This window comes from Umezawaea beigongshangensis (assembly GCF_016464305.1).
Taxonomy (GTDB): Bacteria; Actinomycetota; Actinomycetes; order Mycobacteriales; family Pseudonocardiaceae; genus Umezawaea_A; species Umezawaea_A beigongshangensis.
Map to the genome: position 1 here is coordinate 275426 of NZ_JAEIOJ010000001.1, position 26108 is coordinate 301533.

Consider the following 26108-nt stretch of genomic DNA (forward strand, 5'->3'; position numbering starts at 1 on the left):
GTCAGGTCCCCGCCCGCCCGTCGGACCTGGCGCCGGGGAAGGTGCGCCAGGGCCGATAGCCGAGCGGACCGAGGCCTCACGGCACCCGAGTCGCGCTGCGTGGTCGCGGCCGATCTCTCTAGAAGACTCCCGGCAGGACCTCCTCAGCCGCCTCGGCATAGCTCTCCTCGTGCTCGTCGAGGTAGCGCTGCCACGCCTGGGCGTCCCAGATCTCCAACCGGCTGATCGCACCGATGACCACGCAGTCCTTGACCAGGCCCGCGTAGCGCCGCAACTCCGGCGCGACCGTGACGCGGCCCTGTCCGTCCGGACGCTGCTCGTCGGTGCCCGCGAACAGGTACCGCTGGTAGGCGCGAACGGCCTCGTTCGTGAACGGAGCCTCCGCGACCTTCCGCGCCATCTGCTCGAACTCGGCTCGCGGGAACACGTAGAGGCAGTGGTCCTGGCCCTTGGTGACCATGAGACCCCCCGCCAGCGCGTCCCGGAACTTCGCAGGCAGCGTGATGCGGCCCTTGTCGTCCAGCTTGGGGTGGTGCGTACCGAGGAACATCGGCTCCCACCTCCCCACCGACCCTTGGGGACCGGTAGTGGAGCCCCCGTCTGCCCCACCGGCCGCCACAGTACCCCACTTTTCTCCACAGTCAACGCTGAAACGGCTGTTTTCTTGATGCCTACTGCGGCATATTTGCTGTTCAGAGGCCCTCTCGTAACACGGTTGCGTGGTGGGGGAAGAACGACGTCCGCACCGTCCCGAGTGAGCCTGACAGGCCCGAACGTCACTCGGACGGAGTAGTAAAAACATGAAAAAACGGGCACGTGAGCGCCGTGGTGGGGGATCGTGGGACGACGCGGGCGGAGCGTCCGCCGAGCACGCCCGTGGAACGTGAAGACGAGAGCGTGTTCAATCGAGGGGTGGGCACTTCGCCCCGGTTTGACACACTGGGTGACACGCTCGCCTCCTCCGGCGTCGACCGGGGCGCGGCGGGTCCGCGAGCGCTGCGCCGCCGATGCGAGCGCCGCCCGCGCGGTCGCCGAGAACACCAGGAGGTCGAGTGACGCCGAGTACCCAGCCAGCCGCGCTGCCCGACCAGACCCACGGCGCGGGCCGCGCCCCCGAGCCCCAGCGCGCGGACGACTCGCTGGCCGAGCTGCACTCGGTCGCCGGGCGCATCGCCGCCAACGTGGAGCGCGTCCTCGTCGGCAAGCCGGAGGTCGTGCGGATCGCGCTCGTCACCCTGCTGGCCGAGGGACACCTGCTGGTCGAGGACGTGCCCGGTGTCGGCAAGACGTCGCTGGCCAAGGCGCTGGCCCGCTCCATCGACTGCACGGTGAGCCGCCTTCAGTTCACCCCGGACCTGCTGCCCAGCGACATCACCGGCGTGTCGATCTACAACCGGCAGGACAACGACTTCGAGTTCCGCCCCGGCCCGGTGTTCGCGAACATCGTGATCGGCGACGAGATCAACCGCGCCTCCCCCAAGACGCAGTCCGCGCTCCTGGAGTGCATGGAGGAGCACCAGGTCACCGTCGACGGCAACACCTACCCGCTCGGTTCGCCGTTCATGGTCGTCGCCACCCAGAACCCGGTGGAGATGGAGGGCACCTACGCGCTGCCCGAGGCGCAGCGCGACCGCTTCACCGCCCGCGTGTCCATCGGCTACCCCGACCCGCAGGCCGAGCTGGCGATGGTCGACGAGCACGCGGGCACCAACCCGCTCGACGACCTGCGGCCGGTCTCCGACGCGGCGCAGGTGCTGCGGCTCGTGCAGGCCGTGCGCCGGGTGCACCTGTCTCCCGAGGTGCGTCGCTACGCCGTCGAGCTGGTCAGCGCCACGCGGCGCCTGCCGGAGCTGCGGCTCGGCGCGTCGCCCCGGTCGACGCTGCACCTCGTGCGCGCCGCACGGGCCCAGGCCGCCCTGGCCGGACGCGACTTCGTCGTGCCGGACGACGTGCACGCCATCGCCGTGCCGGTGCTCGCCCACCGCCTCGTGCTCAGCGCGGAGGCCCAGGCCGCGCGCCGCACGGCCGCCGACCTGGTGCGGGCGCTGCTCCAGCGCGTGCCGGTCCCGCAGCCGACGGCGGACCCGACCGGCCAGCGCGCGCCGCACAACGGTCAGCAGCCGGTGCCGCAGCCGAACGGCCAGCACCCCGTCAACCAGCAGTACCGCACCAACGGGACGAACCGCTGACATGCGCACAGCCCTGTCCGGCCTGACCACCAGGGGGCGGTGCCTGCTGGCGGCCGGGTTCGCCGCCGGGCTGTGCGCCCTCGTGCTGAACGAGCGCGACCTGCTGCGGGTGGCGGCGTTCGTCGTCGCCCTGCCCCTGCTCGCCGCGCTGCTCGCCACGCGCGCCAGGGTGGGACTGCACGCCGCGCGCTTCCTGCACCCCGGCCGGGTGCCCGTGGGCGCGGCGGCCGAGGTGCGCCTCGACCTGCACAGCACGGGGCGGCTGCCCACCGGCGGTCTGCTGCTGGAGGACGGCGTGCCCCACTCGCTGGGCAGCCGTCCGCGCTTCGTCGTGGAACGGCTGCCCCGCACGAGCACCACGGCGCTGCGCTACCCGCTCAAGCCCGTCCTGCGCGGCGTCCAGCAGGTGGGCCCCCTGATGGCGAGGATCACCGACCCGTTCGGGCTCGCCGAGTTCGACCGCGAGCTGGCCGGGCGCAGCCGCCTCGTCGTCGTGCCGCGGGTGGTGCCGCTGTCCGGCCTGCCCAGCGGCTCGGGCATGGGCGCGGGCGACGACGGCTCGATCCGGCTGCGCGCCGGGCAGGGCGAGGACGACGCCGTGGTGCGGCAGTACCGGCACGGCGACGACCTGCGCAAGGTGCACTGGCGCTCCACGGCGCGGCGCGACGAGCTGATGGTGCGCGTCGAGGAGCGGCCGTGGCGCGGCGGCACGACCGTGCTGCTCGACCGCAGGCAGAGCGCGCACCGGGGCAGCGGACCGACGTCCAGCCTGGAGTACGCGGTCTCCCTGGCCGCCAGCGCGTGCCTGCACCTGCACCGCTTCGGCCACCAGGTCCGCCTGGTCGCCGAGGACGGCGCGGTGCTCGCCGGCGGGAGCGCCGACGGCGGCCACAGCGACACCGTGGTGCTCGACGCGCTGGCCGCGCTGACCCCGTCGCACCGCCGCGAGCTCGCCGGGGGCACCGACCCCGGCGCCGGGCAGGAGGTCGTGGCCGTGCTCGGCGGCTCCTCGGCCGAGGACGCCGCCGAGCTGGTCCGGTTCCGGCCGCGCGGGATGCGCAGCCTGGCCGTGCTGCTCGACGTGCGCGCCTGGGCCGGTGGCACGGCCGAGTCGCAGGGCGACCGGGCGCCGGACCCCGCTGACGCGCGGCGGCTGCTGACCGCGGCGGGCTGGGGCGTGGTCGTGGCCACGCCCTCGACCCCGATGAACCAGATCTGGCAGGAGCTCTGCCACAGCGCCGGCAACCGCGGGCCCGTGGTGCGCACGGAGGTGGGCTGACCGGTGACCGCGAGACCTCCCGCTCCTCCGCGCGACAGCGCCTGGTCCGGTTCCCCGACACCGTGGGTCGCCGCCCTGGCGGTGGTGTGCTCGGCGACGGCGCTGTCCGGGGTGATCTCCGGGCTCGTGTGGCTGGTGCACGTGACGGTCGCGGTGGCGGTGATCACCGCCACCGGCGTCGGCGTGCGCGCGACCCGGCTCCCCCTGTTCGTCGTGCCGATCGCGCAGCTCCTCGCGCTGGCGTGCCTGCTGGTCACGATCTTCACCAGGAGCGGCGTCCTGCTGGTCCTGCCCGGCCCGCGGGCGGTGGACGACCTGCTCGCGCTGCTGGGCGACTCGATCACCGAGGTGCAGTCGGGCGTGCCCCCGGTCGCGAGCACCCCGGCGATGACGTGCCTGATCCTCGTCGCGATCGGCCTGGTCGCCGTCCTGGTCGACAACCTCGCCGTGAGCACGGCCGCGCCCGCCGCGTCCGGCCTGGTGCTGCTGTGCGTGTTCGCGGTGCCCGCCTCGCTGGCCGAGGAGATGCTGCCGGTCTGGACGTTCGTGCTCGGCGCGGCGGCGTTCGCGCTGCTGCTGGCCGTGGACGGGCAGCACCGGCACCGGGCGTGGCGCGGCCGGGGCGGCGGCGTGTCCACCGGTTCCGGCCCGGCGGCGACCTCCGTCGCGGCCGTGGCCGTGGTGATCGCGCTGCTCGCGGGCGCGAGCCTGACCTTCGTCGGCACGGTCGGGCGGCTGCCCGGCGCCGACAACGGCATCGGGGTGGGCAACGGCGGCATGGGCATCAAGCCGATGACCAAGCTGCGCGGCCTCCTCGACCAGGGCGAGAACGCGGAGCTGTTCCACGTGCGGGGTCTGGAGGACCCCACGTACATGCGGGTCAGCACGCTGCGCGAGTACGTGCCCGGCGAGGGCTGGATCGTCGGCCCGCTGTCGGCCGACAGCGTTCCCGCCGGTGGTGACCTGCCGCTCCAGGCCGGTGACCCCGGCGGTGGTGAGGTCACCCGCGTCGACATCGACCCGATCGGCTGGCTGGACAACTGGCTGCCCACCTACGGGCGGCCCCGGCGGGCCGAGAACCTCGACGAGAACTGGCGGTTCGACCCGTCGCGCGGCGTGGTCTTCAGCGAGCGCGCCCGCAGGGCCGAGGCGTTCAGCATCGAGACGGTGCTGGAGCAGCCCAGCGCCGACGAGCTGCGCGCCGCCAACGGCACGGCCGACGTGGAGCGCGGGTACTCCGAGGTCGACGGCGTGGACGACCGGATCGTCGAGCTGGCCAGGAACCTCACCCGCGACGCGGGCAACCAGTTCGACCGGGCCGCGGCGCTGAGCGACTTCTTCACCGACCCGGTCAACGGCTTCACCTACAGCACCGAGACGAGCGCCCCGGTCACCTCGGACGCGCTGACGGACTTCGTCCTCGACGGCAGGACCGGCTTCTGCGAGCAGTACGCCTCCGCGATGGCCGTGATGGCCCGCGTGGTCGGCCTGCCCTCGCGGGTCGCGGTGGGCTTCACCTCCGGGTACCCCTCGGCGGACTACCGGACGATCACCAACCAGGACGCCCACGCGTGGGTCGAGGTCCACTTCCCCGGCCACGGCTGGACCGTGTTCGACCCGACGCCCCTGGGCGACGGGCGCGGTGTGACCCCGCCGTACATGCGGACCGGCCCGGTGGAGGAGGACGAGGCGCCGACCGGCTCCAGCGCCCCGACGACGACCGCAGCGCCCGGCGGGGGCAGCTCCGCCGCCCCGACCACGTCGGCGCGGGCGCAGGACGCGCCGCGGGCCGAGCAGGACGAGGGCGTGCCGCCGGTTCACGTGTGGGTGCTGGCGGTGACCGGCGCGCTGGCGCTGATCGGCACCGTGCTGCTCCTGCTCGCGTCCCGCTCCGGCGCGTCCTCGCCGCTGCGGCGGCGCTGGGTCCGGCCGCTGCTCACCGGCGTCGTGGCGGTGCTGTGGATCGTGTTCGCGGCGAGCCTCGTGGGCCTGGTGTCGTGGTGGCTGGCCGTACCGCTGGTGCTCCTGGTGCTGGCCGCCGCCCCGGCCGCCCTGCGGACGCTGCGGCGGCGCGAGCGGCTGCACGCCGTGGCCGCGCTGGGGCCGACGGCGGCGGACGCGGCGTGGCAGGAGCTGGTGGCGGAGTCCGTGGACCGCGGCACCCGGATCGCCAGGACCGAGACGGTGCGCTCGGCGGCGCGGCGGCTGGTCCGCGAGCACAACCTGGACGAGCGGGGCCGCGACGGCCTGCGGTCGGTCGTGGGCGCGGTGGAGCAGTCCTGGTACAGCGCTCGCCCCGGCACCGACCCGGCGCTGCCGGCCGCGGTGGACGAGGTGCGGCAGAGCATGGCGCGCAACGCGCCGCTGGCGCTGCGGGCGAAGGTGCTGCCCCGGTCGGTGCTCCAGCCCGCAGAACCCGAACGGTTCTCGGACTGACACCGCGCGAACACGAACGGTCCGCCTGCGAGCAGGCGGACCGTGTTCGTGTTCTCCCGTGGTGCCGGGCTGCTGCTACTCGTCCTCGAAGCGGCGGCGGAACCGCTCCTCCATGCGCTGGGAGAAGGAGCTCCGCGTTCGACCGGGCCGCCCGCCTCCCCCGTCCTCCGCAGGCTCCTCGGCCTGATCACCGCGACGCATCGTCGTCAGGGTGAGCAGAGCGCCGAGGAACATGAACAGGAAGCCGACGATGCTCACCACGGGAATCCCGGCGAGCTTCGGCAGCATCACACCAGTGACGAGCAGAGCGACACCCAGCACGAACAACGCGATGCCCTGGATGCGCCGCCTCCGGGACGGCCGGCGCAACTTGGCGCCGCGCACGGTGGATGCGAACTTCGGGTCCTCGGCGTAGAGCGCGCGCTCGATCTGGTCGAGCAGTCGCTGCTCGTGCTCGGAGAGTGGCATGGCTCCTCCTCCGGCACAGTCGCGGGCGCCGGGTGTTCACGGTTGCCGCCGGTCCCGGCGGATGTCCCACCCAGGGGGCATCACAACCAGGATACGATCCGCGCGGCTCGGCGACTACCCGGTCCGCCCTGTGAAGCGGTTGGTTCTGTCACCATCATCCTCATGGGGCAGCCGTCAGGCCACCGTGAGGTCCCGCGAACACCGTGTGCAACCTCCCCCGACGCGGGCCGGCGCGCTCGCGCCCCCGATGACGCGAGCGGACCGGCCAGGTGGTCCGCGGTGGAGACGATCAGAGGCGCACCAGCTTGTTCCTGCGCGCCGCCGGTCCGAGTTCGGCGGAGGAGGCGCGCTCCGGCATCCCGGCGATGTCGGCGTCCTCGTCGTCGAAGACGCTCTCGGCCCGCTGGAGCAGGTGGCGGCGCGCTGTTCGGACGTCGCGCCAGGAGTCCGCGACCGCCACGAGGCTCGCGGACAGCACGAGCGCCGTGGCCACCGCGAGCACTCCTCCGATCCGGAGCTGGGTCACCACGGCGATCGTGGCCCAGGCCTGCACGGTCGTGAAGACGATCGTCACGGCGACCCGCTCCGTGTAGCGGCGCTGCGCGCGGACGAGTTCGGAGCGGCTGTCGCTGTACCGGGTTCGGCGGTTGGTCATGTCGGGTGACTCCTCGGCTGCTCAGCGGCGACCGCCCCGCTCGCACGAGGGAATCGCCCGGACCTGGAAGGGACGCGGTTCAGGTCTACCGAGACGCGCGGCGCGGGTCTGCGTCACCTGACGCAGAACCGGAAACCGCGCGCGACGTTCATCCGTACGCCCGGTCCTGGCAGGTCACGAGCCCGCGAGCACCCGCAGGCGGTCGGGGCGCAGGACGGTGATCCGCCGGCGGCCGGTCCGCACGACGCCCTGCTCCCGCAGATCGCGCAGCACCCGCACCAGCGACTCCCGCGACGTGCCGGCGATGCCGGCCAGTTCCTCCTGGCTCAGCGCGATCGTGGCGATCAGGTCGCCGGAGGACCCCGTGCCGCGCGGGGAGGCCACGTCGACCAGCGCCGCGGCGACGCGCTGCGTGGCGGTGCCGCTGATCCGCTGCCGCTGCCGGTCCAGCTCGCGCTGGCGCGAGATCACCACGTGCAGGACGGCCCACGCGACGTGGGGGTGCTCCCGGCACAGCGCGGCGAACGCCGACGCGGGCAGCACCAGCGCGCCCACCTCGTCCACGGCGTGCAGCGTCGCCATCCTGGGCCCGCCGTCGACCGCGGACAGCTCGCCGAGGATCTCCCCCGGCCCGCGCACGGCGAGCACGGTGCTGCGGCCGGCCGAGGAAGCGCTGGTGACCACGATCCGTCCCCGGTGCACGACGAACACCCGCTGGGAGAACTCCCCCTCGGTGCAGATGACCGCCCCGGCCCGGTAGGCCCGCAGGACGCCCTGCCGCAGCAGCGCGGCGCGGTCCGCGGGCCCGAGCAGGCCCCAGAACGTGTCCGGCTCCACCGCGTGCGGCTCCCGCTGTTCGTCCACGACCACCGCCCCGGGGAGCTCCTCGTCCCAGGTTGCCCTGCCGCGGGCGAAACCGCAGTGCTCCGGACGGGGGGTGGATGCCGCCGTCAGGGGTGATCTGGTCGCGGTGCGGGTTCGCCCGAGCGCTCCGGGGCGGCGGACAGCAGCGACGCGGGTCGCACCGCCGCCGAACCGAACTTCGAGCGCGCCTGGTCCGCCGCCTGCTCCGCCTCGCGCCACCCGCGCTCGGGAGCGTCGAACATCAGCTGCTCACCGGTGTCGTCACCGGCCACGAGCTGCTCGACGCGCACGCCGATCAGCCGCACCGCGCCGGGCGGCACGTGCTCGTCGAGCAGGGTGCACGCCGTGCCGAAGACCTCGCGGGTCACGTCCGTCGCGACGGGCAGCGTGCGGGAGCGGGTGATCGTCGTGAAGTCGGCGAAGCGCACCTTGATCGACACCGTGCGCCCGCGCAGCCCCCTGGCCCGCAGCGTCCCGGCCGACCGCTCGGACAGCCGCAGCAGCTCGCGCCGCAGCACGCCCCGGTCGTGGTGGTCGGTCTCGAACGTCTCCTCCGCGCCGACGGACTTCTCCCGCGACTCCGGCTCCACCCGCCGGTCGTCGCGCCCGCGGGACAGCGCGTGCAGGTGCTCGGCCTGCGCGACGCCGAGCACCCGGCGCAGTCGCGGCAGCGGGGTCGCGGCGATGTCGGCGACCGTGTCCAGGCCGATCCGTTCGAGCTGCTCGGCGGTGCGCTTGCCGACGCCCCAGAGCGCGGACACCGGCAGCGGGTGCAGGAACGCCGTGACCTCGGCGCGCGGGACGACCATCATGCCGTCGGGCTTGCACATGCCGGACGCGAGCTTCGCGAGGAACTTCGTCGGACCGACGCCCACGGAGCAGGTGATGCCGTGCTCGGCCTCGACGCGGGCGCGGATCTGCGCGCCGATCGCGGCCGGTGTGGTGCGCAGCCGGCGCAGCGACCCGCTCACGTCGACGAACGCCTCGTCCAGGCTCAGCGGCTCCACCAGCGGCGAGATGTCGCGGAAGATCTCCATGACCCCGCGGGAGATCTCCTGGTAGAGCCCGAACGAGGGCGGCAGGAACACGGCGTGCGGCGCGAGTCTGCGGGCGTGGGCGGTCGGCATCGCCGAGCGCACCCCGAACGTGCGGGCGAGGTAGTTGGCCGAGCAGACGACGCCGCGGTGGCCGACGCCGCCCACGACCACCGGGACCTCCCGCAGCTCCGGCCGCTCGCGGATCTCCACCGACGCGTAGAAGGCGTCCATGTCGACGTGCAGCACCGGACAGCCGGTGTCGTCCGGCCACCGGCCGTCGACCGCGCGGAACCGGTCGGCGAGCCCGCGCGGCAGCCCGGCACTGCGTCCCACGAGCCACCCCCCACCCCGAACTGGTGTTCGACGCGGCGAGTCTAGCCAGCGGCACCGACGGTGTCCGCGAGGCGGAGCATCACGACCGGGAGCCGCCGGGACCGAGCACGGTCCGCAGCTTGGCCAGCGCGCGGTGCTGGGCGACCCGCACCGCTCCCGGCGTCGACCCGACCGCGGCGGCCGTCTCCTCGGCGGAGAGCCCCACGACGACCCGCAGCACGACGATCTCCCGCTGCTTGTCCGGCAGCACCCGCAGCAGCTTGGCCATCTGCTCGGACAGCTCGCCCTGCACGGCGCGCTGCTCGGGACCCGCGTCGACCTCGGGCCCGTCGGGCACCTCGGCCACCGGCTCGGAGCGGTTGCGCGCGGCCGAGCGGTGCGCGTCGGCGACCTTGTGCGCCGCGATGCCGTAGACGAACGCGAGGAACGGCCGTCCCTGGTCGCGGTAGCTCGGCAGCGCCGTCAGCACCGCCAGGCACACCTCCTGGGCGACGTCGTCCGCCGAGGCGAACGACCGCTCCTGGCTGCCGACCCGCGCGCGGCAGTAGCGCACCACGAGCGGCCGGATCGAGCCCAGCAGCCGTTCGACCGCGGCGCGGTCCCCCGCGGCGGCGGCCACGATCTGCGCGTCGGCGTCGGCCCGCGCGGACAGCACGGGCAGCGGCGGCGCGTCCACGGTGGGCTCCTCCGGCTCGGCCGCGGGCGGAGTCGCCCCCGCGACCAGCGCGGCCAGCGCGGGCCCGTCGGCGCGGCCGGCGAGACTCACCACGGCCTCCTCCCCCAGCGAGGACCCCTCCACGGTCGTCGCCGCGTCGGCGATCCTGCGGTGCCGCTCCGGTGACACGTCGATCGACGCCATCACCACTCCCCCTCCTGCTCGGAGACCTCGCGGGCCGTGGCGCGCGCTCGGCGAACGCGCGCCTCGACGGCGCGGGGCGTGATCCTCATGATCTCCGCGATCTCCGCGTGCGTGTAGTTCTGGTCGACGAGGAACATGACGGCGCTGGCGTTCTCCCCCAGCCGACGGAAGATCGAGTCCACCGCGGCCCGCGCGACGACCAGGCGCTCGGGGGACGCCGTCGTCTCCCGGAGCGACTCCTCCGGCCAGGAGTCCAGCAGCGGAACGTGCTGCCAGGTGCGTCTGCTCGTCTGCCACCGACGATAGGCGTTGGGGAAGACCAGCACGCAGGCGTTGAGGAAGTAGCTCCGCAGCGAGGCGCCGCCGTCGGGACGCCACCCCCCGCGCACCAGCCCCTCGCGCCGGAACAGCTCGAAACCCTCGCGCACGACGTCGCTGGCCAGCTCCTCGGCGTCGGCCGGGGGCAGCCGCTCGGCGTTCACGGGTCTGCCCCGCCTGGTGCACCTGCCGAAGATGGCCTCCGAGCGGACCAGCGCTGTAACGCTGGAGAGGCCGTATCCGAGTAACCGTTGTACGAAGAACTCCCACGCCGGGCCGGTGAACCCCCGTTCCCGGAAGTACTGGCAGAGCACGGCGTCGACGCGCAGCCGCTCGGGACCGGCGTCCGGGCAGCGCGAATCGAAGTAGCGCGCCACGTCGGCGACACCGAGCGGTGGGCGGGCGGTTAAGAGCGGATCGTCGGACCCGGGTTCCGCAGGCTCCTCCGGGAAGCCGTTCATGCACAATTCCTGACGTCGGCGGCTGATCGACCTTCCGATCAGGCATAGGTGATCGCGCGACGCCGACCCCACACGACGCCCGCAACTGTTCGCGAGCGCAAATCCTGGACGGCCGGCGGAACCGCGTCAAGGCATTCGTGCGGAGATCAACCCGGTCGGCGGGCCAGAACGTGCAGTCGCGCGGCGACGTCGCGCAGCGGCGAGCGGGTCGCGGCGGCCAGTTCCAGCTCCGCCAGCGCGTCGGCCGCCCCGACGCTGGACTCCAGCACCGAGCCCGGCACCAGGTCCGACACGACCCCGTGGCCCTGGAGCAGCTCGACCTCCAGACCGGCGGTCACCACCAGCGACTCCAGCCCCGCGACGTCGAAGCGGCGGCGCAGCGGGTCGCGCGTCCCGGCGAGCTGGCCCGCGTCGTCGTCGAGCAGGCGGCGCGCGTCGACGAGCTTGCCCGCGACGGCCCGGTGCAGCACCGCGGCGAACCGGTTGGCGACGAGGACCGACACGGCCCCGCCCGGCGCCGCGGCGGCGGCGAGCGCGGCGAGCGCGTTCTCGGCGTCGTCCACGACCTCCAGCAGCCCGTGCCCGAGCACCAGGTCGGCCTCGCCCTCGCGCACGAGGTCCAGCAGCGCGTCCGTGTCGCCCTGCACGGCCGTGACCAGGTGCGGGACACCCGCGTCGGCGGCCCGGCGGTGCAGCGTCGCCAGGGCGTTGGGGCTCGGTTCGACGACGGTGACCAGGCAGCCGGCCACGGCCAGCGGCACGGCCCAGACGCCGCTGCCGCCGCCCACGTCGAGCACTCTGGGCATCTCGGTGCCACGCCGACGGCCTGCGGCGGCCAGCTCGGCGTCGAGCACCCTCTGTACGGCGTCCGGTCGCATACCACCAGAGACTAGAGACCGTAGGCTGCACGACGTGCATACGGTCGCGGTGCTCAGCCTCAAGGGTGGCGTTGGGAAGACGACGGTGGCGCTCGGTCTCGCATCGGCCGCGCTCCGTCGTGGAGTGCGGACTCTGGTCGTGGACCTCGATCCGCAGTGCAACGCCACCTCCACCCTCGAACCCGGAGACACCTCGGCGAGCGTTCACGACGTGCTCCAGGACCCGACGCCGGAGACGCTGCGGGCCGCCATCGCGCCCAGCGCGTGGGGCGACGGGGTGGACGTGCTGGTCGGCTCGGAGGACGCGGAGGCGCTCAACCACCCCGATCCGAACGAGTCGAGACTGCGCAGGCTGCGCGAGGCGCTGCGGATCGCGCGGGACCTGGACGACGACCTGCCGTACCAGCTCGTGCTGCTGGACTGCCCGCCGTCGCTGGGGCAGCTGACCCGCTCGGCGCTGGTGGCGGCGGACCGCGCTCTGCTGGTGACGGAGCCCACGATGTTCGCCGTCGCCGGTGTGCAGCGCGCGTTCGAGGCCGTGCAGAACGAGCGGGACAACAACCCGGACCTCCAGCCGCTGGGCGTGGTCGTCAACCGCGTCCGCCCGCGCTCGCACGAGCACCAGTTCCGCATCGAGGAGCTGCGCGACATCTTCGGCCCGCTGGTGATGCCGGTGGCGCTGCCGGACCGGCTGGCCGTGCAGCAGGCGCAGGGCGCGTGCATGCCGATCCACGAGTGGGGGACGCCCGGCGCGCGCGAGGTCGCGCTGGCGTTCAACCTGGTCCTGGCGCGGGTGCTGAGGGTGAGCCGCAGCAGGCGCAGGCCGGTGCACCAGGAGTTCGACGAGCAGGAGCTGGACGAGGCCGTGAGCGCCGAGTAGAGCTCGAAGGCCCGGCTCGCGGTGTCTGCACGGTCGACTCGCGATGGTGGGAGCGGCCGGGTCGGAGCGACCGGGCCGCCGTCTCCGAAGGAGCGGCAGTGCCAGAGGGCGACACCGTCTTCCTCGCCGGCAAGCGGATGCAGGACGCGCTGGCCGGTGGGACCCTGCTGCGCGGGGAGCTGCGGCACCCCGCGCTCGCGACGGTCGACCTGGCCGGGCGGGAGGTGCTGGCCGTGCGCACGGTCGGCAAGCACATGTTCACCCGCTTCTCCGGGGACCTGAGCCTGCACAGCCACTTCCGGATGGACGGCGCGTGGCACCTGTACCGGCCAGGTGAGAAGTGGCGGCGGCCGGGACACCAGGTCCGCGCGGTGCTGGCCGTCCCGGACCGGGTGGCGGTGGGCTTCGCGCTGCACGACCTGGAGCTGCTGCCCACGGACGAGGAGTCGCGGCTGGTCGGGCACCTGGGACCGGACCTGCTGGACGAGGGGTGGGACCAGGTGCACGAGGACGAGGCGGTGCGCCGGTTCGCCGCCGATCCGGACCGGGAGCTGGGCGTCGTGCTGCTGGACCAGCGGGTGGTGGCCGGTGTCGGCAACCTCTACAAGGCCGAGGTGTGCTTCCTGCTGGGCGCGTCGCCGTGGTCGCCGGTGTCGGCGGTGGACGCGCGGGCCGCGGTGCGGCTGTCGCGGAAGCTGCTGCTGGTCAACGCGTGGCGGCCGGAGCAGACGACGACCGGGGACCTGGCGCGCGGACGGCACCACTGGGTGTTCGAGCGCACCGGCAAGCCGTGCCGCCGCTGCGGGACGCGCGTGCGGGCGGGTTCGCAGGGCTCCGGCGTGCAGGAGCGGGTGGCCTACTGGTGCCCGAGGTGCCAGCCGGGCCTCACGTAGTCTCTGGGCCGTCGTCGACGCACGAGCACGGGAGTCCCGGTGGTCTACAAGCAGGTGGTCCGCAGGGCCCTGTTCCAGCTCCACGGCGGTGACGCCGAGCGGGTCCACGAGACGACCCTGTCGACCCTGTCGGCGCTGTGCTCGGTCCGGCCGCTGACCCGGCTGAGCACCGCGGTGCGCTCCCCCGCGCTCGAACGCACGGTGTTCGGCGTGCGGTTCCCGAACCCGGTCGGGCTCGCCGCCGGACTCGACAAGAACGGCCGCGCGCTGCCCGCGTGGCCCGCGCTGGGCTTCGGCTTCGTCGAGGTCGGCACGGTGACCCGGCACCCGCAGCCGGGCAACCCGGCGCCGCGGCTGTTCCGCCTGCGCGACAGCGAGGCGATCATCAACCGGATGGGCTTCAACAACGACGGGGCGCAGGCGCTGGCCGCGCGGCTGGACGCGCTGGGCCCGCTGCCCGTGCCGCTGGGCATCAGCCTGGGCAAGTCGAAGGTCACCCCGGTCGAGGAGGCGGTGGAGGACTACCGCACCTCGCTGCGGGCGCTGCACCGGCACGGCGACTACTTCGCGATCAACATCAGCTCCCCGAACACGCCCGGCCTGCGGCAGCTTCAGGACCGCACCGCGCTGACCGAGCTGCTGGGCGAGCTGACGGCCACCGCGACGGAACTGGCGCACGGCGGGCCGCGCAAGCCGATCCTGGTCAAGATCGCGCCCGACCTGACCGACCAGGCCGTCGCCGAACTGCTCCAGGTGTGCGCCGACCACGGGGTGAGCGGCCTGATCGCGACGAACACCACGCTGTCGCGCGACGGCCTGGCCCCGGCGGACCGGCACCTGGCCGGTGAGGCGGGCGGGCTGAGCGGCCGGCCGCTGGCCGCGCGGGCGCTGGAGGTCGTGTCGTTCGTCGGCCGGGAGACCGGCGGGACGCTGCCGATCATCGGCGTCGGCGGCATCTCCGGCCCGGACGACGCCCGGCGGATGCTGGACGCGGGAGCGAGCCTGGTGCAGCTCTACACCGGTTTCATCTACGAGGGACCCGGTCTGGTGCGGCGCATCAACCGCGCCCTGGGCTAGGAACGAGCGGCCCGCAGCCAGCGCATGATCGGGTGCAGGACCACGACGAGCAGCGAGCCCCACACGAGGCCGCCCATCTGCATCCCGCCCGCGGTCACCGTGAGGTCGCCCACCCCGGCGACGAGCGCGGCCCCGCCGACCATGGCGTTGGTGGGGTTGGTGAGGTCGACGCCGTTGTCCGTCCAGATGCGCACGCCGATCAGCCCGATCAGGCCGTAGAGGACGAGCGCGGCACCGCCGAGCACACCGGGGGGAACCGTGGCGAGCAGCGCGGAGAACTTGGGGGAGAACGAGAGCAGCACCGCGCCGACCGCCGTGACCGCGTAGGCGGCGGTGGAGTAGACCTTGGTGACCGCCATGACGCCGATGTTCTCGGAGCGGGTCGTGGTGCCCGTGCCGCCGCCGAGGCCCGCGAGCGCCGTGGACAGGCCGTTGGCGATGATCGAGTCGCCCACGCTGCCGTCCAGGTCGCGGCCGGTCTGCGCGGCGACGGCCTTCACGTGGCCGACGCTCTCCGCGACCAGGACGATCACGACGGGCAGCACGAGCAGCGCCACGCTGGGGCGCAGCTCCGGGCCGTGGAACTCGGGCAGACCGATCCAGGCCGCGGCGGACAGCTCGCGCAGCCGGTCGGGGTCGAGCGCTCCGGTGGCCGCGGCGGCGCCCCAGCCGATCAGCACGGCCAGCAGCACGGAGAACCGGAACACCGGGCCGGAGCCGAGGACCCCGCCGAGCAGGACGAGGCCGGTCGTGGCGGCGGCCAGCAGCGGCTGCTCGGCGAACGAGTCGGTGGCGGTGTGCGAGAGGTTCAGGCCGATGAGGACGACCACGGCGCCGGTGACGACCGGCGGCATGACCGGTTCCAGCAGCCGCGGGCCCAGCGCCTTCACGGCGATGCCCACGACGACCACCAGCAGGCCCGCGGTGAGCACCCCGCCCAGCTGGGCCGCCGTGCCCTGCTCGCGGGCCGCGGCCAGCGGCGCGACGAACGCGAACGACGAACCGAGGTAGCTGGGCACGCGGTTGCGCGTGACGAGCAGGAAGAGCAGGGTGCCGAGCCCGGAGAACAGCAGGGTGGTGCTGATGGGCAGTCCGGTGGCCGCCGGGACGACGACCGTCGCGCCGAACATCGCGACGAGGTGCTGCACTCCGATGCCGACGGTGAGCGGCCAGCTCAGCCGCTCCTGCACGGCGACGGCATCGGTGCCGGTGACCCGGCCGTCGCCGTGCACGGTCCACAGCGCCACGCAGTGTCCTCCCACGGGTGCGACCGGATCAGTCCCGGTCTGACCAGGCGATCCTGCCACGGCGGGTAGTGGGCACGGCTATATAACGGTCTGATAATCACACGTTCGTATCAAGCGTTCCAGCTTTGAGTGCCAGTACGGCCCCGTGCGATCACTCGGAGTGAGACTCTGGTCGGTCAGGGCCTGATGTCGCGCAGCGCCGACGCCAGCCCGGCCAGGTGGTCCGTCGCCTCGACGAGCACCCGGCGGGGGTCGGACGCGGTGCTGGCGGCCAGCGTGCGACCGGCCGCGCCCACGAGACCGCAGTAGCCGTCCACGGCCTCGTCGAGCTGACGGCGCAGCTGCCGCACGCCCTCGACGAGCTGGGCGCGCTCCAGCGGTGGCGCGGTGTCCCGCGCCCGCTCCACGGCCTGGAGCTGGGTGGAGACCACGCGGATCGCCCGCACCGCCTCCGCCGCGGTCGCCCCGGCCTGCTCCACGGACTCGGTGGGCACCGAGGTCATCGTGGCGGAGTCGAGGTGGGCCAGCAGCTCGGCCAGCGTCTCCTCCGCCTCGGCGAGGCGTTCCATCGGCTGCCGCGCGGCCGAGGACCGTGCGGGCAGCGGCGCCCGCCGGACGGTGGCCGTCAGCTCCAGCCTGCCGCGCGCCGCGGTGATCTCCCGCGCCTTGGCCCGGTTGCGGTGCAGCAGGACGCCGGTGCCCGCGACGCCGGCCCCGCCCACCACCGCCAGCGCGGGGGTCCCCACCACCACGCCGAGCGCGACCGCGCCGGTGAAGAGGACGAGGAAGATCAGCCACAGCGTGAGCGTGCTGTTGACCCGCTGCTGCCTGCGGTCGAGCTTCGCCACCGGGTCGGTCCACGCGGCCATCCGCTGCCGGACCTGGTCGGCGACGGGGCCCCGCATCTGGCCGACGACGATCTTCGCGATCTCGTCACCGGTCTTCTTGGGGGACCCCATCGTCGACTCCTCGCTCACGGTCGTCGTCAGCCCTGGCTCGCGGGCGGGTTCTGCTGGGTCTGCTGCGCCTGCTGCACGCGCTGCTGGATCTCGCTCTGGATGCTGGCGCTCGGAGTGGCGGACGCGGTCTGCCCGGAGGTGACCTCACCGGCCACGGAGCCGCCCTTCATCGAGGCGCGGATCTGCTCCAGCCGCGACGAGCCCGCCATCTGGGTCGTGGACTGCTGGACCTCCAGCATCCGGCCCTGGACGGAGTTCTGCGCCAACTCCGCGGACCCGAGAGCCGTGGTGTAGCGCTTCTCGATCTTGTCGCGGACCTCGTCGAGGGACGGCGTGTTGCCGGGGGCGGCAAGCTCCGTCATGGAGCGCAGCGACGAGGAGACCTGCTCCTGCATCTTGGCCTGCTCCAGCTGGCTGAGCAGCTTCGTGCGCTCGGCGAGCTTCTGCTGCAGGACCATCGCGTTGCGCTCGACGGCCTGCTTGGCCTGGCCGGCGGCCTGGAGCGACTGGTCGTGCAGCGTCTTGAGGTCCTCGATGCCCTGCTCGGCGGTGACGAGCTGGGTCGCGAAGGAGGTCGCGGCGTTCTCGAACTCCTGCGCCTTCTGCTCGTCGCCCTTCGCCCTGGCCTCGTCGGCCAGCACGAGCGCCTGGCGCGCGGACGCCTGGAGCTTCTCGACCTCACCGAGCTGGCGGTTGAGCTTCATCTCCAGCTGACGCTGGTTGCCGATGACCGCAGCGGCCTGCTGCGACAGCGCCTGGTGCTGGCGCTGCGCCTCCTCGATGGCCTGCTGGATCTGCACCTTGGGGTCGGCGTGCTCGTCGATCTTCGACGAGAACGACGCCATGAAGTACTTCCACGCCTTCACGAAAGGGTTGGCCATCTGCAGTGCCTGCCTTCTCCGTACTTCCTGGTGTGCGCCCGTGGTCACGCGTGCTCGCCTCGCCGCGACCAGAAAACGACCCGGTACCGGTGTTGGTTCCATCGTGTCAGTTGCAACGCCGTGCTTCCACCGACCCGGGGACATCTCCGGGTTGTCCCGGAGATCACCCCGACCTCCGTCGACCGCCCCGCTGGGCCGCTGAGGCGGCAGCGCTGTCGTTCTCGTTCAATCCTGCCCGTTCGACGGGTCGCCCACGTCACGACCCCCGAACTGATTCACCAAAGCGTTAAGCGGCACCCGGACAGCACGACGCCGAGCAGGGGCGCTGGCCCCGGCTCGGCGTGGGTGAACAGGTCTCAGGCGGCCACCACGGCACCGCGCGGCCGGGACAGCGACGACTGCGTGATCGACGAGGACAGCCGGTGGGTGAGCACCGGCTGCAACCGCAGGTCGGACAGGTCGTCCCCCACCACGGAGGGCAGCAGGCGGCCACCCTCCAGCGCGGGCCGGCGGCCCGTGCTCGCCCCGGGTTCGACCCCGGCCGGCTCCGGCGTGAGCTCGGCCGGACTGGTCACGGGCTGCAACGCGCCGATGTCGGACGCGACGCGGTGCAGCAGTTCGGACAGGGGCAGTTCCAGCGCCTCGCAGATCGCCGCGAGCAGCTCGCTGGACGCCTCCTTGCGACCACGCTCCACCTCGGAGAGGTAGCCGAGGCTGACACGGGCGGTCCTGGAGACCTCGCGCAGCGTGCGGCGTTGGGTGGTGCGGGCATGACGAAGCCGATCACCGATCGCTTCGCGCAGCAGCACGGACATCGCGCGCCTCCTTCCGGCCGGCCGTGCCCCCACGTTACCGATCCACCACGACTGCGGGGAGCGACTTGAGAACACGTCCGCCAAGGGCGAACGAGCGGGAGCGGCCGATTGTTCCCCGGCCCGTCGCCCCGCCGTCACCCGCGTTCGTCGTCCAGCAGGGCCGAGAGCAGCGACAACGCCGCGGCGACCGCCGCGGAGCGCACGGCGTGCCGATCTCCCGGCGCGGTGATCGTCCGCACCTCGGACGCACCGGTCCGCGACACGCCGACGTGCACCGTTCCCGGCGCGACACCGTCCTGGGGGGCGGGTCCGGCCACGCCGGTGAGACCGACGCCCCACGTCGCGCCGCACCGCGTCCGGGCTCCGTCGGCGAGCCGCGCGGCCACCAGCGGGTGCACCGCGCCGTGCTCGGCGAGCAGGTCGGCGTCGACCCCGGCGAGGGAGTGCTTCAGCTCCGTGGCGTAGACGACGAGCCCGCCGCGCACCACGGCGCTGGAGCCGGGCACGCAGGTCAGCACGGCCGCGACCAGCCCGGCGGTGAGCGACTCGGCCGTGGCGACCGTCTCACCGCGGGCCCGCAGCGCGGCCACGACGCGCGCCGGGTCCACGCCGACGGCGGTGAGCAGCGGATCGGCGGTCACGACGCCTCCGAGGCGGTCTCCGGCGCCGTCTCGGAGGCAGCGGCCTCGGCCGCGGTGGCGGGCGCACCGGCCACCGCGCGGCGGCCGCGGGCGCGCAGCCGCAGCGCCCTGATCACGTAGTCCACGCCGGTGACGACGGTCAGCAGCAGGGCGACGCCCATGACGAACCAGCTCAGCGGATCGACCACCACGGGCAGCGGCAGCAGGTAGAGGCCGATGGCGAGCACCTGGGCCATCGTCTTGGCCTTGCCGCCCCGGCTCGCCGGGATCACGCCGTGCCGGATGACCCAGAAGCGCAGCAGCGTCACACCGACCTCGCGCACGGCGATGACGATCGTCACCCACCACGGCAGCTCGCCCAGCAGGCTCAGCCCCACCAGGGCCGCGCCGGTGAGCGCCTTGTCCGCGATGGGGTCGGCGATCTTGCCGAAGTCGGTGATCAGCCCGTGCTTGCGGGCGAGGTTGCCGTCGACGTGGTCGGTGAACGACGCGACCGCGAACACCACGAAGGCGGTCAGCCGCCAGCGCAGGTCGGTGCCGTCGCCCGTGAACAGCGCGAACAGGAACACCGGTACGAGCACGAGCCGGGACACCGTCAGCACGTTGGCGATGTTGAGCAGCGGCACGGCGTCGAGCGGCGGGTCCGCCGGCGCGTTCCCGGAGCCGCCGCCCGCGGTGCTCACGCCGGACCGCCCCTCGGCAGCACCTCGATCGCGCTCACGACCAGGTCCACGCCCTCCGACGCGTCGACCCGGCAGCGCACCAGGTCACCGACCGCCAGCTCGCTCACCGCCAGCGCGTCGCCGTCGACGACCACGCACTCGCCGTCGACCTCGGGAGCCTGGTGGGCGGCGCGGCCGACGCAGTCGGACTCCTCGTCCTCGACGTGCTCGACCAGCACCACGACCTCGTCGCCGACGCGGTCCTCCGCGCGCTGCGAGGTCAGCTCCTCCACCAGGGCGGACAGCCGGGCGACGCGCTCGGCGACCACGTCGGCGTCGAGCTTGTCCGGCAGGTCCTCGGCCTCGGTGCCGTCCTCGTCGGAGTAGCCGAAGACGCCCACGGCGTCCAGCCGCGCCTCGGTGAGGAAGCGCTCCAGCTCCGCCACGTCGGCCTCGGTCTCGCCGGGGAAGCCCACGATGACGTTGCTGCGGATGCCCGCCTGCGGCGCCAGCGAGCGGATCTGCTCGATCAGGCCCAGGAACGACTCGGTGGAGCCGAAGCGGCGCATCCGGCGCAGCACGGCCTCGCTGGAGTGCTGGAACGACATGTCGAAGTACTGGGCGACGCCGGGCGTGGTCGCGATGGCGCGGACCAGGCCGGGCTTCGTCTCTGCGGGCTGGAGGTAGGACACCCGGACGCGGTCGATCCCCGGCACCGCGGCCAGGCGCGGCAGCAGCAGGTCCAGCGCGCTGCCACCACCCAGCTCGCGCGGCAGGTCCTTGCCGTAGGAGGTGGAGTTCTCCGAGACGAGGAACAGCTCGCGGACACCGCGCTCGGCGAGCCAGGCCGCCTCGGCCACGACCTCGTCGGGGTGCCGGGAGACGAACGCGCCGCGGAAGGACGGGATGGCGCAGAACGAGCAGCGCCGGTCGCAGCCGGAGGCGATCTTCAGCGCGGCCACCGGCGAGGAGTCCAGCCGGGTGCGCATGACCCGCGGGCCCCAGCCGTGGCCGGGCACCTGCACGTCCTGCGCGGCGGCGGGACGGTGCACGGGCGTCAGCGGCAGCAGCGTGCGGCGGTCGACGGGCTTGTGGGACTCGACCGTCCGGCCCGCCACGACGTCGTCCAGGCGCTGCGCCAGTTCGGGGTAGTGGTCGAAGCCGAGCACGGCGTGGGCCTCGGGCAGGCTGTCGGCCAGCTCGGTGCCGTAGCGCTCCGCCATGCAGCCGACGGCGACGACCTTCGCGCCGCTGTCGGAGGCGCTCAGCAGCGTGTCGACGGAGTCCTTCTTGGCGGACTCGACGAATCCGCAGGTGTTGACGACGACCACGTCGGCCTCGGCGCCGGTGGTGCCATCGGCGTCGACCAGCTCCCACCCGCCCGCGGTGAGCCGACCGGCCAGCTCCTCGGAGTCGACCTCGTTGCGGGCGCAGCCCAGGGTGAGCAGCGCCACGCGCCGCGACGTGCTGTCGGGAGTGGTGGGAGAAGACACGGTGCTCAGGGTAACCGGCGCCGCCCCGGGCTCCGGCACTCAGCGGTGCAGCACGGCCTCGCCGGCGTGCGGAGCGCTCCTCCTCCGGTCGTGGCGCACGCCTCCGCGCGGTGGACGGCCGGCCGCCGGGCCGCTGAACGGCGGACTAGGTTGTGCACCGTGAACGACCCGATCGTCGTGCGGCGTGCCCGCACCACCGACGTGCGCGCGATGAAGGCGGTGATCGACCAGTACGTGGGCGAGGTGCTGCTGGCGAAGCCGCTGGTCACCCTCTACGAGGACGTCCAGGAGTTCTGGATCGCCGAGTCCGGCGGGGAGCTGCTGGGCTGCGGCGCGCTGCACGTGCTGTGGGAGGACCTGGCCGAGATCCGCACGGTCGCGGTGTCGCCGCGGGCGCTGGGTCGGGGCGTGGGCTTCCGGCTCGTGGACAAGCTGATCGAGGTGGCGCGCGAGCTGGAGCTGTCCCGGATCTTCGTGCTGACGTTCGAGACGTCCTTCTTCGCCAAGCACGGGTTCGTGGAGATCGACGGCACGCCGGTGTCGCCGGAGGTCTACGAGGAGATCCGCCGCTCCGCCGACGAGGGCGTGGCCGAGTTCCTCGACCTGCCCTACGTGAAGCCCAACACGCTCGGCAACACGCGAATGCTGCTCGAACTCTGACTGTGCGAGTCCTGACTCGCACAGTCTTGACCGCACGAGTCCGCGGCGAGAGGATGTGCGGGGTGGGGCTCACCATCGACGAACTCGCGGCCCGCGTCGGCCTGCCCAGCAGCACCATCCGGATGTACCGGACGAAGGGGCTGCTGCACGCGCCGCAGCGGCAGGGCCGCGTCGCCCGCTACGACGAGTCGCACGTCGAGCGGATCACCCTCGTGCAGCGGTTGCAGGCGCGCGGGTTCTCGCTGCCCGCGATCACCGAGCTGATCGCCGCGCGGGAGAAGGGCGCGAGCGTCGCCGCCGTGCTCGGCGTCGGCGACGAGGAGGGCCCCGACGACTGGGTCCACGTGCGGCTGCGCGACATCACCCGGCTCGTGCCCATCGGCGACGTGCGCCCCGGCGTGCTGCGGCGCGCGGTGCAGGTGGGACTGCTGCGCTGGCGGCGCGGCCGTCCCCAGGCGCGGCGCTGGGCGCTGGAGAGCGGCCACCGGCTGTCCGGGCTGGGCGTGCAGTCCGAGGACGTGCTCGCCACGTTCGCCCGGCTGCGCACGGCCACCGACGGGATCGCCGCGGACTTCGTGGACATCTTCGAGAAGCGGCTGTGGCCCCAGCTCGCCGAGCAGAGCACCGACGTCGACCAGCTCGACCGGGTGCGCGTGCTGCTGGTGGAGCTGACCTACACGGCCGAGACGGTGGTGGTCGGCACCCTGCGCGAGTCGATCAGGGACGCGGCGGAGGAGTTCGCCCGCCGCAACGGCCTGCTGCCGAACGCCGACTTCCAGCCCCCGTGGGCCGAGGGCCCGCTGCCGGTGATCGCCGAGCGGCTGACCGAGACGGCGGAGGAGCACGAGGACCCGGACATCGAGGGCTTCCTCGCGCGGGGAAACGACGACCCCGCTGGGTAGCGGGGAATTCACCCGGCCGTCGTCACATCCGGTACTACCGCGTCACTCCGGACCCTCGCTAGAAACACGTGTTGACCTTCACCGTCACCACGCCGAGGAGTCTCCAGTGCCGAATCGTCTGCGCCGCGCGGTCCGCGGCAGCCTCTCCGGCCTCGCCGCGTCGGTCGCCCTGGTGCTCAGCGCGAGCACGGCGTCGGCCGCCGATCCCGCGGCGATCACCGACGAGTACCTCTTCACCACCACGCTGACGGAGTTCACCGCGCTGCGCGCGCAGCGGCCGCACGCGGAGACGCTCGACTGGAGCTCCGACGGCTGCACCTACTCGCCGGACAGCCCGCTGGGGTACCAGTTCCAGCCCGCCTGCCACCGGCACGACTTCGGCTACCGCAACTACCGGCGGCAGAACAGGATGACCGAGCCCGCCCGGCTGACCATCGACGACCAGTTCAGGAGGGACCTGCACCAGCTGTGCGCCGGCCGGGTGGTGTGCATCGCCACCGCCGAGCTCTACTACGCCGCCGTGCGCGAGTTCGGCGACGACGTGGGCGGCACGGCCGCCGCCGTCGACGCGGCGGACGTCGCGAACGCGTCCTGACGGGACGCGCCGCGGGACCGTCTCGTGGAACTTCGACTCCCCGAGACGGTCTCGCGGCGACCTACTCCTCGTCGTCCCCGGCACCGCCGCGGATCAGGTGGATCACCGAGTCCAGCTCCTCGGGCTTGATCAGCACCTCGCGTGCCTTCGAGCCCTCCGACGGGCCGACGACACCGCGGGTCTCCAGCAGGTCCATCAGGCGGCCCGCCTTGGCGAAGCCCACGCGCAGCTTGCGCTGGAGCATCGACGTCGAGCCGAACTGGGACGTGACGATCAGCTCCGCCGCCTGGATCAGCACCTCCAGGTCGTCGCCGATGTCGGCGTCGATCTCCTTCTTCTCCCCGGCCTTGGCCGCGGTCACCCCGTCGGTGTACTCGGGCTGCGCCTGGTTCTTGACGAAGTCGACGATCTGCGAGATCTCCTCGTCGCCCACGAACGCGCCCTGCACGCGGACCGGCTTGCCCGCCCCCATCGGCAGGTACAGCGCGTCGCCCATGCCGATGAGCTTCTCGGCGCCGGGCTGGTCGAGGATGACCCGCGAGTCCGTCAGCGACGACGTGGCGAACGCCAGCCGCGACGGCACGTTGGTCTTGATCAGGCCGGTGACGACGTCCACCGAGGGGCGCTGGGTGGCCAGCACGAGGTGGATGCCCGCGGCTCGCGCCTTCTGGGTGATGCGCACGATGGCGTCCTCGACGTCGCGCGGCGCGGTCATCATCAGGTCGGCCAGCTCGTCGACGATCGCCATGATGTACGGGTACGGGCGGTACTCCCGCTCGCTGCCGGGAGGCGCGGCGATCTCGCCGGACTTGACCTTGCGGTTGAAGTCGTCGATGTGGCGCACCCGGTTGACCTGCATGTCCTGGTAGCGCTGCTCCATCTCCTCCACCAGCCACGCCAGCGCCGCCGCCGCCTTCTTGGGCTGGGTGATGATGGGCGTGATCAGGTGCGGGATGCCCTCGTAGGGCGTCAGCTCGACCATCTTCGGGTCGATCAGGATCATCCGGACCTCGTCCGGCGTGGCGCGGGCGAGCAGCGAGACGAGCATCGAGTTCACGAAGCTCGACTTTCCGGAGCCCGTGGACCCGGCGACGAGCAGGTGCGGCATCTTCGTCAGGTTCGCCGTGACGAAGTGGCCCTCGATGTCCTTGCCCAGGCCGATCACCATCGGGTGAGCGTCGGCGACCGTGGTCGGCGAGCGCAGCACGTCGCCGAGGCGCACCATCTCGCGGTCGCTGTTGGGCACCTCGATGCCCACGGCGGACTTGCCGGGGATCGGCGCGAGGAGCCGCACGTTGTCGGTGGCGACGGCGTAGGCGATGTTCTTGGTCAGCGCGGTGATCTTCTCGACCTTCACGCCGGGGCCCAGTTCGACCTCGTAGCGGGTGACCGTGGGACCGCGGGTGAACCCGGTGACCTGCGCGTCGATGGAGAACTGGTCGAGGACCCCGGTGATCGCCTCGATCATGTGGTCGTTGGCCTTGCTGCGGGTCTTCGGCGCGTCGCCGTCCTTCAGGACGCCCGGCGGCGGGAGCTGGTAGTCGCCCTCCACCGCGCGCACGACCAGCGGCTGCTCGCTCGGCCGCTCCGCCGGGGGCGTGGCCCTCGGCTTCGGCCGCGGCTTCGGCAGCGGCCGCGTGGGCGCGGGGGCCTGCGGCTCCTCCTCGGCGTCCAGCGGCAGCTCCGGCTGCGCGTCGGCGCTCGCGGTCTGCCGGCGGCGGGACGGGCGGCGCAGCGCGGGCGGCGCGGGCGCGGGCTCGTCGTCGTGCTCGTCGTACTCGTCGTCGAAGTCCGACTCGGCGCCGAAGCCGTCCAGATCGTCGCCGGTGCGGTTGACCAGCGCGGCCAACCGGTCCGGGATGCGGCGGAAGGGCGTCGCGGTGAACACCAGCAGGCCGTAGAGCCCGATGAGCACCAGCAGCGGCCCGGCGACCCACGCCGTGAGGCCCTGGGCGAGGAAGCCGCCCGCGAGGTAGCCGACGGCGCCGCCGGCGTCGCGGCGGGCGACGGGATCGGTGGGCAGGCCGCCGATGAGGTGGAACATGCCGAGCACGCCCAGCGTCATGAGCAGGCCGCCGATCACCAGGCGGGGACGCGACTCGGGGTCGGGCTCGGTGCGCATGAGGACGATGCCGACGACGACCAGCACGACCGGCAGGAACACAGCGGTCGTGCCGACGCTGCTGCGCAGGGCCACGTCGAAGAACGCGCCGACGGGACCGCCCGCGCGCCACCACACCCCGGCCGCGCTGATCCCGCCGAGGGCGATGAGCAGCAGTCCGAGGCCGTCGCGGCGGTGCTCGGGGTCGAGGTCCCTGGTGCGGCCGACTGCCCTGGTCATGCCGCCGACACCTCTGGCGACCAGGTTCCAGCCCGCCGTCACGCCGCCGCCCGACCGCTTCCTCGCCGCCGGGCGCCGCGCGGGCGCCCTCTTCGCCGGGGCCGCTTTCGCGCTGCCCGACCGCGCTCGGGATGTGCTGGAGCGCGGCTTCGACCCGCTCTTCGCGCGCGCCGTGCCTCTCCCGGATGTTCCAGTCCGCCCGGCCATGCCCTATACCGTATTCCCTTTCGTCACACCAGTCACACTGGTCGCACAACTCCGCGACTGGACGACGTCCCCGAGCGG

General features: G+C 73.4%; 25 protein-coding genes. 9 read left to right on the forward strand and 16 right to left on the reverse strand.

Features of this window, described 5'->3' with window-relative positions; genetic code table 11:
* Window positions 1-118: 118 nt before the first annotated feature.
* Window positions 119-550, reverse strand: coding sequence for a division/cell wall cluster transcriptional repressor MraZ (gene mraZ / locus IMZ35_RS01275; RefSeq protein WP_199438989.1), 432 nt, complete (start codon window positions 548-550; stop codon window positions 119-121).
* 502 nt (window positions 551-1052) lie between these two features.
* Between mraZ and IMZ35_RS01280 the strand changes: the two genes are divergently transcribed.
* The 3 genes from IMZ35_RS01280 to IMZ35_RS01290 are packed head-to-tail and all read left to right on the forward strand — an operon-like array spanning window position 1053 to window position 5904.
* Window positions 1053-2189, forward strand: coding sequence for an AAA family ATPase (locus IMZ35_RS01280; protein WP_438816804.1), 1137 nt, complete (start codon window positions 1053-1055; stop codon window positions 2187-2189).
* 1 nt (window position 2190) lies between these two features.
* On the forward strand, window positions 2191-3468 hold the full coding sequence (locus tag IMZ35_RS01285; RefSeq protein ID WP_199438990.1) for a DUF58 domain-containing protein: 1278 nt from the start codon (window positions 2191-2193) through the stop codon (window positions 3466-3468).
* Window positions 3469-3471: 3 nt separating this feature from the next.
* Entirely contained in the window at window positions 3472-5904 is a 2433-nt protein-coding gene (locus IMZ35_RS01290) for a transglutaminase TgpA family protein (protein WP_199438991.1), read from the forward strand.
* 75 nt (window positions 5905-5979) lie between these two features.
* Here IMZ35_RS01290 and IMZ35_RS01295 read toward each other — a convergent pair whose 3' ends face one another.
* The 7 genes from IMZ35_RS01295 to IMZ35_RS01325 form a co-directional block, all read right to left on the reverse strand.
* Window positions 5980-6372, reverse strand: coding sequence for an SCO2097 family morphological protein (locus IMZ35_RS01295; protein ID WP_199438992.1), 393 nt, complete (start codon window positions 6370-6372; stop codon window positions 5980-5982).
* A 289-nt stretch (window positions 6373-6661) separates the two neighbouring features.
* Window positions 6662-7027 carry a hypothetical protein gene (locus IMZ35_RS01300; protein ID WP_199438993.1) on the reverse strand — a complete coding sequence of 122 codons (366 nt, stop codon included), beginning with the start codon at window positions 7025-7027 and terminating at the stop codon, window positions 6662-6664.
* 174 nt (window positions 7028-7201) lie between these two features.
* Window positions 7202-7897, reverse strand: a complete 696-nt coding sequence (locus tag IMZ35_RS01305; RefSeq protein ID WP_307867639.1) for a Crp/Fnr family transcriptional regulator — start codon at window positions 7895-7897, stop codon at window positions 7202-7204.
* Window positions 7898-7977: 80 nt separating this feature from the next.
* The gene (locus IMZ35_RS01310; RefSeq protein ID WP_199438994.1) at window positions 7978-9261 is read right to left on the reverse strand and encodes a DNA polymerase IV; all 1284 of its coding nucleotides are present in this window, start codon (window positions 9259-9261) and stop codon (window positions 7978-7980) included.
* A 79-nt stretch (window positions 9262-9340) separates the two neighbouring features.
* The gene (locus IMZ35_RS01315; RefSeq protein WP_438816818.1) at window positions 9341-9916 is read right to left on the reverse strand and encodes a sigma-70 family RNA polymerase sigma factor; all 576 of its coding nucleotides are present in this window, start codon (window positions 9914-9916) and stop codon (window positions 9341-9343) included.
* A gap of 203 nt (window positions 9917-10119) precedes the next feature.
* Window positions 10120-10815 (reverse strand): RNA polymerase sigma factor, encoded by a 696-nt coding sequence (locus IMZ35_RS31255; RefSeq protein ID WP_199438995.1) that lies wholly within the window; start codon window positions 10813-10815, stop codon window positions 10120-10122.
* Between the two features lie 230 nt (window positions 10816-11045).
* On the reverse strand, window positions 11046-11777 hold the full coding sequence (locus IMZ35_RS01325; RefSeq protein WP_199438996.1) for a class I SAM-dependent methyltransferase: 732 nt from the start codon (window positions 11775-11777) through the stop codon (window positions 11046-11048).
* A 34-nt stretch (window positions 11778-11811) separates the two neighbouring features.
* Here IMZ35_RS01325 and IMZ35_RS01330 point away from each other — a divergent pair, with 34 nt between their 5' ends.
* The 3 genes from IMZ35_RS01330 to IMZ35_RS01340 all read left to right on the forward strand — a co-directional run bounded on the left by IMZ35_RS01330 (window position 11812) and on the right by IMZ35_RS01340 (window position 14627).
* Complete coding sequence (locus tag IMZ35_RS01330) at window positions 11812-12657, forward strand: ParA family protein (protein WP_199438997.1); 846 nt, start codon at window positions 11812-11814, stop codon at window positions 12655-12657.
* Window positions 12658-12755: 98 nt separating this feature from the next.
* On the forward strand, window positions 12756-13550 hold the full coding sequence (locus IMZ35_RS01335) for a DNA-formamidopyrimidine glycosylase family protein (RefSeq protein ID WP_199438998.1): 795 nt from the start codon (window positions 12756-12758) through the stop codon (window positions 13548-13550).
* 39 nt (window positions 13551-13589) lie between these two features.
* Window positions 13590-14627, forward strand: coding sequence for a quinone-dependent dihydroorotate dehydrogenase (locus IMZ35_RS01340; RefSeq protein ID WP_199438999.1), 1038 nt, complete (start codon window positions 13590-13592; stop codon window positions 14625-14627).
* Here IMZ35_RS01340 and IMZ35_RS01345 read toward each other — a convergent pair.
* The 7 genes from IMZ35_RS01345 to rimO all read right to left on the reverse strand — a co-directional run bounded on the left by IMZ35_RS01345 (window position 14624) and on the right by rimO (window position 21325).
* Window positions 14624-15874, reverse strand: a complete 1251-nt coding sequence (locus IMZ35_RS01345) for a uracil-xanthine permease family protein (RefSeq protein ID WP_199439000.1) — start codon at window positions 15872-15874, stop codon at window positions 14624-14626. The genes IMZ35_RS01340 and IMZ35_RS01345 overlap by 4 nt on opposite strands.
* Window positions 15875-16050: 176 nt before the next feature.
* Window positions 16051-16833: a phage shock envelope stress response protein PspM gene (gene pspM, locus IMZ35_RS01350; RefSeq protein WP_199439001.1), complete on the reverse strand. Its 783-nt coding sequence runs from the start codon at window positions 16831-16833 to the stop codon at window positions 16051-16053.
* A gap of 26 nt (window positions 16834-16859) precedes the next feature.
* Window positions 16860-17714 (reverse strand): PspA/IM30 family protein, encoded by an 855-nt coding sequence (locus IMZ35_RS01355; RefSeq protein WP_199439002.1) that lies wholly within the window; start codon window positions 17712-17714, stop codon window positions 16860-16862.
* A 356-nt stretch (window positions 17715-18070) separates the two neighbouring features.
* Window positions 18071-18529: a helix-turn-helix domain-containing protein gene (locus IMZ35_RS01360; protein ID WP_199439003.1), complete on the reverse strand. Its 459-nt coding sequence runs from the start codon at window positions 18527-18529 to the stop codon at window positions 18071-18073.
* A 134-nt stretch (window positions 18530-18663) separates the two neighbouring features.
* Window positions 18664-19170, reverse strand: a complete 507-nt coding sequence (locus tag IMZ35_RS01365) for a CinA family protein (RefSeq protein WP_438816805.1) — start codon at window positions 19168-19170, stop codon at window positions 18664-18666.
* Window positions 19167-19853: a CDP-diacylglycerol--glycerol-3-phosphate 3-phosphatidyltransferase gene (gene pgsA / locus IMZ35_RS01370; protein ID WP_199439004.1), complete on the reverse strand. Its 687-nt coding sequence runs from the start codon at window positions 19851-19853 to the stop codon at window positions 19167-19169. The genes IMZ35_RS01365 and pgsA overlap by 4 nt, the downstream gene beginning before the upstream one ends.
* Complete coding sequence (gene rimO / locus IMZ35_RS01375; protein WP_199439005.1) at window positions 19850-21325, reverse strand: 30S ribosomal protein S12 methylthiotransferase RimO; 1476 nt, start codon at window positions 21323-21325, stop codon at window positions 19850-19852. The genes pgsA and rimO overlap by 4 nt, the downstream gene beginning before the upstream one ends.
* Window positions 21326-21484: 159 nt before the next feature.
* On the opposite strand from rimO, the gene IMZ35_RS01380 reads away from it, so the two are divergent.
* The 3 genes from IMZ35_RS01380 to IMZ35_RS01390 all read left to right on the forward strand — a co-directional run bounded on the left by IMZ35_RS01380 (window position 21485) and on the right by IMZ35_RS01390 (window position 23482).
* The gene (locus IMZ35_RS01380; protein ID WP_199439006.1) at window positions 21485-21985 is read left to right on the forward strand and encodes an amino-acid N-acetyltransferase; all 501 of its coding nucleotides are present in this window, start codon (window positions 21485-21487) and stop codon (window positions 21983-21985) included.
* 53 nt (window positions 21986-22038) lie between these two features.
* Window positions 22039-22887 (forward strand): MerR family transcriptional regulator, encoded by an 849-nt coding sequence (locus tag IMZ35_RS01385; RefSeq protein ID WP_199439577.1) that lies wholly within the window; start codon window positions 22039-22041, stop codon window positions 22885-22887.
* A gap of 106 nt (window positions 22888-22993) precedes the next feature.
* Entirely contained in the window at window positions 22994-23482 is a 489-nt protein-coding gene (locus IMZ35_RS01390) for a phospholipase (protein ID WP_307867643.1), read from the forward strand.
* 61 nt (window positions 23483-23543) lie between these two features.
* Here the strand turns inward: IMZ35_RS01390 and IMZ35_RS01395 are convergent, their stop codons facing one another.
* Window positions 23544-26030, reverse strand: a complete 2487-nt coding sequence (locus IMZ35_RS01395) for an FtsK/SpoIIIE family DNA translocase (protein ID WP_199439007.1) — start codon at window positions 26028-26030, stop codon at window positions 23544-23546.
* Between the last annotated feature and the right edge of the window lie 78 nt (window positions 26031-26108).